Source organism: Pseudodesulfovibrio indicus (genome assembly GCF_001563225.1).
Taxonomy (GTDB): Bacteria; Desulfobacterota; Desulfovibrionia; order Desulfovibrionales; family Desulfovibrionaceae; genus Pseudodesulfovibrio; species Pseudodesulfovibrio indicus.
Window position 1 is genome coordinate 2,793,367 of record NZ_CP014206.1, and the last position, 13,304, is coordinate 2,806,670.

Here is a 13,304-nt window from a genome sequence, read left to right on the forward strand (position 1 = left end):
CGTCAACGGGGTTCGCTAAAACGTACTCTTGAGCAGTCCCAGGGCCTCGCGGTCCGTAAAGTCGAAATGGAGCGGCGTCAGGGTGACGTGGCCCCTGGTCAGCAGCGCCCTGTCGCGGTCCGCGCTGATCCGTTCGGGCGGGATCGCCCCGGACAGCCAGTAGTACGGCCTGCCGCGCGGGTCCTGCCGGGTGTCGTAGACGTCGTCGTAGGACGCGCGGGTGTGGGGGCAGACAATCAGCTCTTTGGCATCCTCTATGGGCAGGTCCGGGAAATTCAGGTTGAGCACGCACTTGCGCGGCAGCTCGGTCCAGGGGATGCGCGGCAGCAGCTCGGCGCAATAGCGCGCCTGGCCGCTCAGATCCTCGGGATTGAAGTTGTCCATGGACACGGCCATGGACGGGATCTCCATGAGCGCGCCCTCGGTGGCGGCGGAGACCGTTCCCGAATAGAGGATGTCCACGCCCACGTTGGCCCCCGCGTTGATGCCGGACAGGACCAGGTCCGGCCGCTTGTCCAGCAGGGTCGAGAGGCCGAGCTTCACGCAGTCCACGGGCGTGCCGTACACGCCCTGCCCCACGAAGCCGTTCTCCTTGAAATGCTTGACCCGGATGGGCATGGACAGGGTCACGGCGTGACCCACCGCAGACTGCTCGGTGACCGGGGCCACGCAATGGACCTCGTGCCCCGCTTCCTTGAGGGCAAAATAGAGTGAGCGCAGGCCGATGGCCTGGATACCGTCGTCATTGGCGAGCAGAATGTTCATCGCTTCTCCGGGTGCGTAAGCTTGATTTGACAATCCGAGTGAAATCAGGTTCATAACCTGAAGCGGCCGGTACGCATTCTGCGTAGTCCGTTTCCGGCCTGTACGCGAACGATACGCGCATGGGCCAGGTATCTCAACATCAATTCAATGGCAAGCTCAGTGGGTAAAAAGTCGCAATATATACAAAGTCTGTCTCCCGGCCAGCCGGTTGACGACATGTTTCTCATCGCCGGGGCCAATCAGGCGCAGTCCAAGAACGGTCCCTACTGGAACCTCACCTTTCAAGACGCCACGGGGTCCGTGGACGGCAAGATATGGAGCCCCAAGAGCCTGGAATACCCGAACATCGAGCCGGGCTGGATGGCCCGCGTCCGGGGCTTCGTGGAGAGCTACCGCGAGCGCAACCAGCTCAAGGTGGACCACATGGAGCTGCTGCCCACGCCCGGCCCCGACGTGGACCTGGCCGATTTCATGCCCGCGTCCAAGATCCCGCCGCGCGAACTCATGGAGGCGCTTGAGGACCTGGTCACCGAACACATGAAGCACAAGCCGTGGAAGACCTTCTGCCGCAAGGTGCTGGGCAACGAGGAGGTCCGGGCGAAGCTGCTGACCGCGCCGGGCGCCAAGACCGTGCACCACGCCTACGTGGGCGGTCTGCTGGAGCACACCCTGGGCGTGGCCAAGGCGTGCATGGCCCTGTGCGACGTCTACCCGGACCTGGACCGCCAGACCCTGCTGGCCGGGGCCATCTTCCACGACCTGGGCAAGGCGTGGGAGCTGTCCGGCGGCCTGGCCAACGACTACACCGACGAGGGCCGCCTGTTCGGCCACATCCAGATCGGCGTGGAGAAGCTGGAGCCGTTCCTGGCCCGCAGCAACCGGCTGGAGGAAGGTCTCAAGCTCCATCTCAAGCATCTGATCACCAGCCATCACGGCGAACACGAGTTCGGCTCCCCGGTCCGGCCCAAGACCCCGGAGGCGTTCGTCCTGCACTTTGCGGACAACATGGACGCCAAACTGAACATGATCGACCAGGCCTACGACGAGATGGACAAGACCGGGGCCGCCTGGTCGCCCTACCTCCGCTTCCTGGAGCGCAACGTGTTCAGGCCGGAACCGACCCCCGGCCAGGCCGGGAAGCAGTCCGCAAAACCGGAGAACCAATGTTTATTACCTTTGAAGGCATAGAAGGCACCGGCAAATCCACCCAGATCGCCCGGGTCCGCGACTATTTCGAATCCCAGGGCCGCGAGGTCTTCCTGACCCTGGAGCCGGGCGGAAGCCGCATCGGGCGCGAGCTGCGCAAGATGCTCCTGCATGTGGACAACCGGGAGATCACCCCGATCACCGAGCTGTTTCTCTACCTGGCCGACCGCGCCCAGCACGTGGGCCAGGTCATCCGGCCCGAGCTCGAGGCGGGCAAGGTGGTGCTCTGCGACCGGTTCGCGGACTCGACCATCGTCTACCAGGGCTACGGCCGCGGACTGGACACCGCCATGCTCCGCGAGCTGAACGAGGTGGCCGTGGACGGGCTGTGGCCCGACCTGACCATCGTTCTGGACATCGACCCGGAGATCGGCCTGAAACGGGCCACCCTGCGCAACATCGAGGACGGCAAGGCCAAGGAGGAAGGACGGTTCGAGGCCGAGCACATCTCCTTCCACAACAAGATCAGGGAGGGCTACCTCACCTGGGCCGCCTTCAACCGCGAGCGGATGAAGGTCATCGACGCCTCCTCCACGCCGGACGGGGTCTTCGAGCAGGTCCGGGCCGTGATCCAGGCATTCGGGGGCGACGCGGACTGATCCCCGCCGGGTCGTTTTTCACACAACCGCGCCTGGATTCTTTCGGGCTTTGTGCTATGGTGCAGCCATATTGCGGCCATACCTCACGACAACAACGCACCAAGGATCGCATGCCAGCAGAACTCCCGCACAAGAAACCAGGCTTCCTGTCCGTGTCCGCTGCGGTGGACACGGCCAAGTCCCTGCTGCTCCTGTCCGGACTGGTCTGGCTGCTGGTCCTGGGGTCGCAACGGTTGGGGTACAACTGGCAGTGGTACCGCATCCCGCAATACCTGTTCAAGTTCGACGACGGCATCTTCACCTGGGGACTGCTCATGCAGGGACTGGGCGTGACCTTCAGGATCACGGCCATCAGCCTGGTGCTGATGCTGGTCATCGGCCTGACCACCGCCCTGCTGCGCATGACCGGGTCGTGGGCGGCGCGGGGAACGGCGCGGGCATACATGGAGCTGATCCGCAACACCCCCCTGCTGATCCAGATTTTCTTCATCTATTTCGTGGTCGCCCCGATCCTGGGGCTGACCGGATTCCAGTCGGCGGTCATCTCCCTGTCCCTGTTCGAGGGGGCCTACGCCTCGGAGATATTCCGGGCGGGCATCACCTCCATCGACCGGGGGCAGTTCGAGGCGGCCAAAAGCCTCGGCATGGGGCCGTACGCCATGTACCGGCACATCATCCTGCCCCAGGCCGTGCGCCGGGTGCTGCCGCCCCTGACCAGCCAGGCGGTGTCCCTGGTCAAGGACTCGGCCCTGGTCTCGACCATCGCCATCCTCGACCTGACCCAGCAGGGACGGATCATCGACGCGGAAACCTTTCTGACCTTTGAAGTGTGGTTCACCGTCGCGGCCATCTACCTGGCCGTCACCCTGGCCCTGTCCGGGGTGGTGCGGCTCCTGGAGCGACGGTTCAACGGCGTCTGGACAAACCAAAGGAGCATCCCTTGACCATCTGGAGAGCCATCAAGATCGGCGGCGTGGTCGTCATTGCCATCCTCGGCATCTCGCACGTCACCTTTGCCCAGGAATCCTGCAAGTAACCTTTCACCCGGCGTTCCGCGCCGGAACAAGGAGACCCCCCATGAGCATCTTACGCACATTTGTCCTCGCAACACTTTTCCTCCTGGCCGCAGCGGCACTCGGCTGCAGCCAGCAACCCGCGAGCCAGACGGCCGCCAAGAGCGCCGCATCGGCCCCCGTCAGCCAGCTCGACACCATCCTCCAGCGCGGCGTCATCAAGGTCGGCTTCGACACCTTCAAGCCCTGGGCCATGAAGGACAAGAAAGGCGACTACGTCGGCTTCGAGATCGAAGTGGCCCGGAAGCTGGCCGAAGACATGGGCGTCAAGGTCGAGTTCGTGCCCACCAAATGGTCGGGCATCATCCCGGCGCTCCTGACCGGCAAGTTCGACATCATCATCGGCGGCATGTCCATCACCCCCCAGCGCAATCTCAAGGTGAACTTCTCCCTGCCCTACGAGTATTCCGGTATGTCCCTGGTGGCCAGCCGCGAGCTCGCCGACGGCCGGTCCTCCATCAACGACTTCAACAACCCGGCCACATCCATCGCCGTGCGCCTGGGCACCACCGCCGCCGAAGCGGCCAAAAACTTCCTGCCCAAGGCCAAAATCCTCTTCTTCGACGAGGAATCCCAGACCATCCAGGAACTGCTCAACCAGCGCGTCCACGCCGTGGTCGCCTCCAACCCGCTGCCCATGAACCTGTCCAAGGAGTACGCGGAGCAGCTCTACCTGCCCATGAAGGACGACTTCACCAGGGAACCCATCGCCTTCGCCGTGCGCAAGGGCGATCCGGACTTCCTGAACTGGCTGAACAACTGGGTCCGCGTGACCATGAGCAAGGGTTGGCTGCAGAACCGCTACGAGTACTGGTTCTATACCAACGATTGGGAAAGCCTGATCATGTAGCCGGGCCGATTCCTTGTCCCGAAATCCGAACAGCAGACGTTGGCGTTTCACCCCGCTGGACGCCGCCATCCTGGCGGCCCTGGCGGGGGGCTTCGCCTACGTCATCTTCAAGGCCGCCACCGGCCTGAACTACCACTGGAACTGGGAGGTCATCCCGCAGTTCCTGATGCGCTACGACGAGACCTCCGGGTCGTGGAAGCCGGGACTGCTGACCCTGGGGTTGCTGACCACCGTGCGCCTGAGCCTGTGGTCCGGCCTCCTGGCCATGATCCTCGGCGTGTTCATAGGCCTCTTCCGGGTCAGCCCCATCCTGTTCAAGCGCCAGATAGGCGGCGTCTACGTGGGGCTCATCCGCAACACCCCGCCCCTGGTCCTGATCTTCGTCTTCTATTTCTTCATCGGCGACCAGATCATGACCCTGCTCGGCGTGGAGGAGGCCGTCTACGGGCTCTCCGAGGGGGCCAGACACGTCTTGGGCTGGTTCTTCGGGCCCATGAACCGGTTCCCCCGATTCCTGTCCGCGCTGATCACCCTGGCGCTCTTCGAGGCGGCCTACATCGCCGAGATCGTGCGCGCGGGCATCCGGTCCGTGGAGGAAGGCCAGTGGGAGGCCGCTGCGAGCACGGGCATGACGCGCGGCCAGACCCTGCGAAACGTGATCCTGCCCCAGGCCCTGCAACGGATGTTGCCAGCCCTGGCAGGACAGTTTATATCCATCGTCAAGGACTCGGCCATCGTTTCGGTCATCTCCATCGAGGAGTTGACCTTCCAGGCGCAGCAGCTCATGACCACGACGTACCGGAGCTTCGAGATATGGACCCTGGTCCTGGTCATGTATTTCCTTCTCACGTTCCTCTGCTCGCTGATTGTCCGCAAACTGGAATTGACCCTGAACAGGTAATGCAGCATGCTCAAATCCCTGAAGAAAATTTTCAACAAAACATCTGACGGAATGCCCGAGACAGAAGCACCCGCCAAACCGTTCGACATGGAGGCGTTTCACATGAACGACATCAAGGTCTATGCCCTTTCCACCTGCATCCACTGCAGGAATGCCAAGAAATATCTCGACGAGTGCGGCGTGAAGTACGAATGCGTCCACGTTGACGAACTGACCGGCGACGAGCGCAAGAAGATCGTCCAGGAGGTCAAGGAACACAATCCGGCGGTCTCATTCCCGACCATCGTCATCCGCGACAAGGTCGTGGTCGGCTTTCACAAGGACCAGATCGACGAAGCCCTCAAGGAGGACTAGCCTTGGACGCCAGACAGCTCTACGAAATGCTCAGGAAGGTCCAGGAACCCAAGGGGTACTATTTCAACGAGGACATGGACATGACCATGCCCCTGCTGGAGAGCCTGCTGACCAACAAGGAACGTCTCGGCTACATGGCCTGCCCCTGCAGGCTGGCCAATGGCGAATTCGAGGCGGACAAGGACATCGTCTGTCCCTGCACCTACCGCGAGGACGACGTGAAGGAGTACGGCGCGTGCTTCTGCGCCCTGTACGTCAGCAAGGAATACAACGACGGGACCATCGAGAAACAGGTGGTCCCGGAGCGCAGGCCGCCCGAGAAGATCCTCTTCTAGGCCTGCCCCGAGGACGCAAGATGAAGGCCCCGCACTTGCGGGGCCTTTTTTCGTGGTCGCTAGATGATGTCCTTGAGGATGCGCAGATGCCGGGAGCGGACCTCGTCGATGATGTCCGACTTGTCCGCCCGGAACCCTCCGGCGTAAACCGCCAGTTCCACGGTCTCCCTGGAGCGGAACCCCTTGAAGTTGGTCTTCTTCTCACGAACCTTCTTGCCGGTGACGAAAGAAATGGTGGATTCGTCCTCCACGTGCTCCGGCATGACCGTGCCCATGGTCACCGAGGAGATGATGATGAACGTCTCCTGGGTGGCGTAGTTGCGCAGGATTTCGGACAGGGCCGCGCCGATGACGGTTCCGGCGGCGGCCCCTGTGATGGCGTCCGCCGGGCGGCCGCCCTGGATGCCCGGCGTGGAGCCCGCCACGCCGCCCGCCGCCGCGCCAAGGAAGGTGTATTCGGCGGGAAGCATGTCCGTGGCCTGGCCGAAATAGCGGATGTTGACGTCGAGCAGGATGCCGAAGTCATCTCCCTGGGTGATCTCGTACCCCACGGCGCCGTATGCCGCCTCCAGCTGGTTACGGAAGTTGTAGATGTCCAGGTCGGGGTCGCCGGTGGTGTTGCGGATGCGCAGCTTGAGCTTGCTGTTGCGGAACATGGCCGGGTCGGTCACGAACTCACCGCTCTTGGTGGCCCCGTAGGAATAGCCCGTGGCCTCGTCCTTGACCAGCCGGCGCGAGTTCTGCTGCCGCTCCACGCAGGAGGCCAGGAGCATCACGACGCACATCAACAATATGATTTTCTTCAGTATATTCATGGCTAGCTCCCCTTGCAGATGCGGACGGAATTGCTGTCGAGGAAGTTGAACACTTCCGAGTAGTGGATGGAGAAGTTGAGCCCCTGCGCCGCGGTGTCCGCGCCGGTCTTCTTGATTCCCCAGTCATGCACGCCCACCACGTAGTTGCCGTAGAACACCGGACCGCCGGAGTTGCCGCCGTTGGAGGCCGCGTCCGTCTGGATGTAGAGAACCCGGCTCGCCGACTCGGTGTAGTTGATGGGCGGAGCCTCGCGGATGGAGCTGATCACCCCCTGGTGACCGAGAATTCCAAGCCGTAGGGATGGCCGATCATCTCCAGGGACTCGCCCAGCGGCAGCTCCCGCTTATTGTAGAAGCAGACCGGCTTGCCCCGGAGGTCCGACTGGATCAGCGCCAGGTCGAGCCGCGCGTCGCGGGCGATGACCCGGCCCATGACCTCGCGCTCATCGAAGGTCCGTAGCTGTACGTAGCTGGACTCGCCGACCACATGGTAGTTGGTGATGACCATGTCCTCGGTGACGTAGAACCCGGCGCCGATGCCGGTACCGGTGTTGCGGACCACGACCACGCTGTCGAACCGCTTGTCCGCGTACTTGTCGTACCCGTAGGTTTCGTCCCTGCGCGCCTGCTGGGCCTTGCTGCGGTCGGCGGTGAAGGCGCGGTGCACGTCGCCCATGTCCGCGTACCGCTTGGCCTCGGCTGGGCGGGACGCATACTGGCCGAGCAGGTCGGACAGGTTGACCCCGGCCGGTTCCAGCTCGTAGCGGACCACGTCCTCCTCAAGCACGGATTCCTGCAGAAACTTGGTCCGCTCGGGATCGCTGTCCTGCAAGGCGTAGCAGACCGTGAAGAAGGACTTCTCGCTGAAGTCGAAGGTGTCGCGGAAGAACTGCTTCCGGCGTTTGTCCACCACGTAGTAGTTCACGGTGGCGAACTTGTAGATGTCCATGTGCGCCTTGGTCACCGGGTACGGCTGGTATTCGGGCTGCTCGATGAACTTGGGGGTGGTGCGGAGTTTCTCCCTGGCCTCGGCCAGGCGCTTGTCGGTCGCGGCGATGAGGTCGTCCTTCTCGCCCTCCTCCAGGTAATGCATGATCGGGTCCCACGCCCAGTGGGTGGTCTCCTTGTTCTTGGCCTCCTGGGCCTCCTTGGTGGCCGACTCCATCTCCGCCTTGGCGATCTCGTATTCCGGGTTTGACTCTCGGACGAAGGAGGCCACATAGGTGGACCGGACGGTCTCCTCCCTGGCCACGACCCGGCGCGCCTTGGCCACCGCGATGTTGACCAGGACGAGAATATCCGCGTCCTTCACCGCCTGGTGCTCGAAGGCCGTGCGCATGGACGCCTTGGCCGCCTCAAACGGCATGTCCAGCCTGATGTCCAGGCCGAAGTCCAGGGCCTTGTCCTTGATCATGTCCGGGCTGGTGACCTGCAGAAAGCCGATTTTGATGCCGGGTATCGTCTTGAGCTCCAACCCGGCTTCGCGGCACTTGCCGTAGGCGGACAGGATATCCTTGAGGTCCGCTTTTTCGGGATGAGGGCACAGGGAGAGGAAATAGTTCTCGGCCATCCGCCCGCGCGCCGACTCCGGCAGGTCCGGACCGTAAACGGCCAGGAACTTCTCGCTCCCAACCCCGTCCATGGCGGACAGCGCCTTGCTCCAGACCGGCTCGTTGGCGGCCAGAAACGCCCGCGCGTCGAGCTTCAGCGGGTATTCCGCAAAGAAATTCCGGCCGTTGTCCAGCGGATAGGTGGCGAAATTGCCGGGCGCGTCCGAACGGACCGCCTCCACCTTGGCTGCCGCACCCTTCAGGGCCTGGTCGTATCCGACGGGACGGAACTGGGGATAGCCGAAGATGGCTGGAGCACGCAACGATCGGGTCAGGGTCTCCATTTCGGACAGGGCGGCCCCGGCCTCGGCCCACCGACTGCGGTCCACGGGCCAGACAAAGGAGTCGGCCCTGGCCGAAAGTTCGGCCACCTGGGGCGAATACTTGAATTGCAGCCCCCTGGTCAGGCGGTCCAAGAGCACGTCGACCTCGGGGTCGCCCATGACCCCGCTGAAATAAGCGCCGTTCTCCGCCACCACGGAGGCGGCTTCATCGACCTTCCCCTGGTCGAGAAGCGCCGCGCTTTTGGCGGCGGGCGAATCGGATCGGGAACCCCCGGTTCCCCCCATCTTCGCGTTGCAGGATATCAAAATCAGGGAAAGACAAACCAACAGGGCCGATACAACGGTACAACGGCGCATGCAAACCTCACTCTTGAACCTCGAATCACCGCGGAGCAACTATCACTCGTAGGTCACATCCCTGCGCGACCGGTTTCTGGATACGACAATCAAATATCAATAGCAACATGCCTGTTGCAAAAAAGAAAATTTTCCAACAAAAAAGACCCTGTCAGAAGACAGGGCCTCATTCGATGAGGAAATCGTGGCGGGGATCAGCGCTGCGAAATGGCCAGGGCGCGGTCCAGATCCTCGATGATGTCGTCCGCGTCCTCAAGACCCACGGAGATGCGGATCAGGTCGGCGGGGACGCCTGCGGCCTGCTGCTCCTCGGGGGTGGACTGGCCGTGGGTGGTGGACGCCGGGTGGATGACCAGGGTCTTGGCGTCCAGGATGTTGGCCAGGTGGGAGCAGAGCTCCACGTTCTCGATGAACTTCCGGCCCGCCTCCATGCCGCCCTTGACCCCGAAGCCGAAGACCGCGCCGGGGCCCAGCGGGAAGGTGTTCTTGGCCCGGTCGAAATCCGGATGGCTCGGCAGCCCGGCGTAGTTGACCCACTCCACCGCATAATGGGTATCGAGGAATTCCGCCACCTTGCGCGCGTTTTCGCAGTGCGTGCGGGCGCGCAGGGGCAGGGTTTCCATACCCTGGATGATCTGGAAGCTGTTCAGTGGGGAGATGGCCGCGCCCGTATCGCGCAGCATGCCGATACGCACTTTGGTGGTGAACACCGGGCAGGCTGCGCCGGACGGCCCGCCCAGGGCCTCCCAGAGGTTGACGCCGTTGTAGGTCGGGTCCGGCGCGGTCAACTCCGGGCACCTGCCCCCGGCCGCCCAGTCGAAACCGCCCTGCTCCACGATGGCCCCGCCCATGGCCGTGCCGTGGCCGCCCACGAGCTTGGTCAGGGAATAGACCGCGATGTCGCAGCCGAAATCAAAGGGATTGAACACCGGCGGCGGGGCCACGGTGGCGTCCAGGATGAACGGCAGCCCGTGGTCGTGGGCCACCTTGGCGATGCCCAGCAGGTCGTCCACGTTGCAGCGCGGGTTGCCGATGGCCTCGCTGTAGACCAGCCGGGTGTTCCCGTCGATGGCCGCCTCGAAGTTGGCCGGGTCCGAGGAGTCCACGAACCGGGCCTCGATGCCGAACCGCTTCAGGGTGTGCTCGAACAGGGTCTGGGTCCCGCCGTAGAGGTTGGAGCCGGTGACGATGTTCTGGCCCGCCGAGGTGATGGTCGTGACCGCGTAGAAGATGGCGGCCATGCCGCTGGCCACGGCCACGGCGCCCGCCGCGCCGTGCAGGGCGGCCAGCCGTTTTTCCAGCACGTCCGTGGTCGGGTTGTTCAGCCGGGTGTAGATGTACCCGGCCTCCTTGAGGGCGAAGAGGTTCGCGGCGTGCTCGGTGTCGTTGAACAGGTACGCCGTGGTCATGTGTATGGGAACGGCCCGGGAGCCGGTGGGATCGGGGGTATGGCCCGCGTGCAGGGCCAGGGTTTGGGGACCGTAATGCTTGTCTGCCATGGTCTGTCTCCTTGAACTGGAACGGGCGGAAATCGCCCTCTTCACGCCTAAAATGCGACAACGGGCGCGGATTGGCAAGGGGGCCGCCCATTGCGATTCATTATCGGAACCATAAGCCGCTCCGGTGGAACGGCTATTGCTAGATTCGGGAACAAGAACAATTTTCCGACGCGGACGGAGCGGTCCGCACCAGACGGTTCAATATTTCGCTAACATAGGGGTCAGCGAAAGGTCCCCGTCCCGGAACATTTCAGAGCAGGTTCGGGGCGGGGATCACTCTTTGGGGAGGGACGCTGCCTCGATCCAGGCCGCGAACGCCTCCTGCGCCCGCTTCCCGTACATCTCCTTGCGGAACTTCTTCTTGATCCGCCCTTCCAGCCCGGGCATCAGCCCGAAATTGACGTTAGACGGCTGGAACCGCTTGTCCGGCTTGGTCCGCAGATGGCCCATGAGCGCGCCGAGCGCGGTCTCCACCGGAGGCTCGGGCAGCCGCTCCAGGCCGGTCAGCTTCCGCCCCAGGGAGAGCCCCAGCCACAGCCCGCAGGCCGCGGATTCCAGGTATCCCTCCACCCCGGTGATCTGGCCGGCCAAATAGACCCCGGGCCGCGCCTTGAGCTGCAAGGTGTCGTCCAGGACTTCCGGGGCGTTGACGTAGGTGTTGCGGTGGATGGACCCCAAGCGCAGGAACTCGGCGTTCTCCAGCCCCGGGATCATGCGGAAGATGCGCTTTTGTTCCGGGTACTTGAGCTTGGTCTGGAAACCGACCAGGTTGAAGGCGGTCTTGTCCGCGTTCTCGGTGCGCAGCTGGACGATGGCGAAGGGCCGCTCCCCGGTCCGGGGATCGACGAACCCCACGGGCTTGAGCGGGCCGAAGGCCAAAGTCATCTCCCCGCGCTCGGCCATGGCCTCCACGGGCAGGCAGGCCTCGAAGTGAACCTCCTTCTCGAAGTCGCGCGGCTTGACCTTCTCGCCCTCGAGAAGCGCGGTCACGAACGCCTTGTACTCTTCCTCGCTCATGGGGCAGTTGAGGTAGTCGTCGTCCTCCGGCTTCCAGCGCGACCCCCAGAACGCCTTGTCGAAGTCGATGGAGTCGCGGGAGACGATGGGCGCGATGGCGTCGTAGAAATAGAGCCGCGCATCGCCCACCGTTGCCATCAGGCTCTCGGTCAGTTCCGCGCTCGCCAGGGGACCGGCGGCGATGACCACCGCGTCGAAACCCTTGAGCGCCTCGCCGTCCAGCGAGGTGATTTCCTCATGAACGACGGTGATCTTGTCGTGATCTTCGATCTTCCCGGTGATGTATTCGGAGAACAGGGCGCGGTCCACGGCCAGGGCGCCGCCCGCCGGAACGCGGGTGGCGAAGGCCGCCTCCATGATCAGGCTGCCCAGCGCCTCCATCTCCTCCTTGAGCAGCCCGATGGCCGCCGCCGGGCCGGTGGCCCGGAAGGAATTGGAGCAGACCAGCTCGGCCAGCCCGTCCTCGGTGTGGGCCTCGCTGCGCTTCTCCGGCTTCATCTCGTACAGGGTCACTTCGACCCCGGCGCGCGCCAGTTGCCAGGCACAGTCACACCCGGCCAGGCCGCCGCCAACGATCACCACGTTCGCCATTTCATTACCCCGGTATCGTTTACGTTCGCCGCAATATGCCGTATAGGAGGGCTTGACGGCGAACCTGTGGAATTCATTATGACAAAACCTTTGTTGGACATACGCGGGCTGACAACCTGCTTTTCCTCGGCCCAGGGCATTGCCAAGGCGGTGGATAACGTCAGCCTTTCCTTTATGCAAGGAGAAACCCTGGCCATAGTCGGCGAGTCCGGCTGCGGCAAGACCGTGCTCGCGCTGTCCATCCTCGGACTCATACCCGATCCGCCGGGCCGCGTCACGGACGGGACCATCCTGTACCGCGACCGCGACCTCCTGGACCTTTCCGAGGGCGAGCTGCGGGAAATCCGGGGCAACGCCATCTCCATGATCTTCCAGGAGCCGATGACCGCCCTGAACCCGGTCTTCCGCATCGACGACCAGATCGCCGAACCGCTGCGCCTGCACCAGGGGTTCGGGCGCAAGGAGGCCCTGGAAAAGGCCGTGGACGCCCTGAACGTGGTGGGCATCCCCAATCCGGCCAAGATCGCCCGGTCCTATCCCCACGAGCTGTCCGGCGGCATGCGCCAGCGGGTCATGATCGCCATGGCGCTGGCCTGCAACCCGGACATCCTCATCGCGGACGAGCCGACCACGGCCCTGGACGTGACCATCCAGGCGCAGATCCTGGACCTGATGAACGATCTGAAGGCGCGCATGAACGGCTCGCTCATGCTCATCACCCACGACCTCGGCGTGGTGGCCCGCATGGCCCAGCGCGTGGCGGTCATGTACTCCGGCAAAATCGTGGAGCTGGCCGGGGTCAACGAACTGTTCAAGACCCCCTTGCATCCCTATACGCGCGGCCTGCTCGCCTCCATGCCCACCCTGGGCGATGATCGCGAACTGAATCCCATCCCCGGCATCGTCCCGGGCATCTTCGATCTGCCCGAGGGGTGCCGGTTCCACCCGCGCTGTCCCAAGGCGTACCAGAAGTGCTCGCTCCTGCTGCCCCCGCTCTTCGAACCGGAGCCGGGCCGCAAGGTCCGCTGCTGGCTGTACGAGGAATGAC

At 63.6% G+C, this 13,304-nt stretch carries 14 protein-coding genes; 8 read left to right on the plus strand and 6 right to left on the minus strand.

The genetic code is table 11. The features are described from left to right. Positions 1 to 15: 15 nt before the first annotated feature. Positions 16 to 765, minus strand: a complete 750-nt coding sequence (gene surE / locus AWY79_RS12630; protein ID WP_066804494.1) for a 5'/3'-nucleotidase SurE — start codon at positions 763 to 765, stop codon at positions 16 to 18. Between the two features lie 147 nt (positions 766 to 912). Between surE and AWY79_RS12635 the strand changes: the two genes are divergently transcribed. From AWY79_RS12635 to AWY79_RS12665, 7 genes are all read left to right on the plus strand, one after another. After that, positions 913 to 1,953 carry a 3'-5' exoribonuclease YhaM family protein gene (locus AWY79_RS12635; RefSeq protein WP_066804497.1) on the plus strand — a complete coding sequence of 347 codons (1,041 nt, stop codon included), beginning with the start codon at positions 913 to 915 and terminating at the stop codon, positions 1,951 to 1,953. Then, positions 1,929 to 2,570: a dTMP kinase gene (tmk, locus tag AWY79_RS12640; RefSeq protein ID WP_066804499.1), complete on the plus strand. Its 642-nt coding sequence runs from the start codon at positions 1,929 to 1,931 to the stop codon at positions 2,568 to 2,570. Before AWY79_RS12635 ends, tmk begins: the two co-directional genes overlap by 25 nt. A 110-nt stretch (positions 2,571 to 2,680) precedes the next feature. Beyond that, a complete protein-coding gene (locus AWY79_RS12645) occupies positions 2,681 to 3,514 on the plus strand; it encodes an amino acid ABC transporter permease (RefSeq protein ID WP_066804501.1) in 834 nt (277 codons plus the stop codon). A 133-nt stretch (positions 3,515 to 3,647) separates the two neighbouring features. After that, positions 3,648 to 4,493, plus strand: a complete 846-nt coding sequence (locus AWY79_RS12650) for a transporter substrate-binding domain-containing protein (RefSeq protein ID WP_066804503.1) — start codon at positions 3,648 to 3,650, stop codon at positions 4,491 to 4,493. Between the two features lie 13 nt (positions 4,494 to 4,506). Then, complete coding sequence (locus AWY79_RS12655; protein ID WP_066804505.1) at positions 4,507 to 5,394, plus strand: amino acid ABC transporter permease; 888 nt, start codon at positions 4,507 to 4,509, stop codon at positions 5,392 to 5,394. A gap of 51 nt (positions 5,395 to 5,445) precedes the next feature. Next, positions 5,446 to 5,748 (plus strand): glutaredoxin family protein, encoded by a 303-nt coding sequence (locus AWY79_RS12660; protein ID WP_418055029.1) that lies wholly within the window; start codon positions 5,446 to 5,448, stop codon positions 5,746 to 5,748. A gap of 2 nt (positions 5,749 to 5,750) precedes the next feature. Continuing rightward, positions 5,751 to 6,083 (plus strand): ferredoxin-thioredoxin reductase catalytic domain-containing protein, encoded by a 333-nt coding sequence (locus tag AWY79_RS12665; RefSeq protein WP_099093210.1) that lies wholly within the window; start codon positions 5,751 to 5,753, stop codon positions 6,081 to 6,083. A gap of 59 nt (positions 6,084 to 6,142) precedes the next feature. Here AWY79_RS12665 and traT read toward each other — a convergent pair whose 3' ends face one another. The 5 genes from traT to trmFO all read right to left on the minus strand — a co-directional run bounded on the left by traT (position 6,143) and on the right by trmFO (position 12,436). Next, positions 6,143 to 6,898: a complement resistance protein TraT gene (traT, locus tag AWY79_RS12670; protein ID WP_066804508.1), complete on the minus strand. Its 756-nt coding sequence runs from the start codon at positions 6,896 to 6,898 to the stop codon at positions 6,143 to 6,145. 2 nt (positions 6,899 to 6,900) lie between these two features. Continuing rightward, complete coding sequence (locus AWY79_RS12675) at positions 6,901 to 7,167, minus strand: S1C family serine protease (RefSeq protein WP_066804511.1); 267 nt, start codon at positions 7,165 to 7,167, stop codon at positions 6,901 to 6,903. Beyond that, a complete protein-coding gene (locus tag AWY79_RS12680) occupies positions 7,164 to 9,077 on the minus strand; it encodes a S1C family serine protease (protein ID WP_066804514.1) in 1,914 nt (637 codons plus the stop codon). Before AWY79_RS12680 ends, AWY79_RS12675 begins: the two co-directional genes overlap by 4 nt. Before the next feature lie 266 nt (positions 9,078 to 9,343). Then, the gene (locus AWY79_RS12685) at positions 9,344 to 10,648 is read right to left on the minus strand and encodes an O-acetylhomoserine aminocarboxypropyltransferase/cysteine synthase family protein (RefSeq protein ID WP_066804522.1); all 1,305 of its coding nucleotides are present in this window, start codon (positions 10,646 to 10,648) and stop codon (positions 9,344 to 9,346) included. 273 nt (positions 10,649 to 10,921) lie between these two features. After that, the gene (gene trmFO, locus AWY79_RS12690; RefSeq protein ID WP_335343124.1) at positions 10,922 to 12,436 is read right to left on the minus strand and encodes a methylenetetrahydrofolate--tRNA-(uracil(54)-C(5))-methyltransferase (FADH(2)-oxidizing) TrmFO; all 1,515 of its coding nucleotides are present in this window, start codon (positions 12,434 to 12,436) and stop codon (positions 10,922 to 10,924) included. Between trmFO and AWY79_RS12695 the strand changes: the two genes are divergently transcribed. After that, positions 12,335 to 13,303: an ABC transporter ATP-binding protein gene (locus tag AWY79_RS12695; RefSeq protein ID WP_066804528.1), complete on the plus strand. Its 969-nt coding sequence runs from the start codon at positions 12,335 to 12,337 to the stop codon at positions 13,301 to 13,303. The two genes, trmFO and AWY79_RS12695, sit on opposite strands and share 102 nt — an antisense overlap. The last annotated feature ends 1 nt before the right edge of the window (position 13,304 follow it).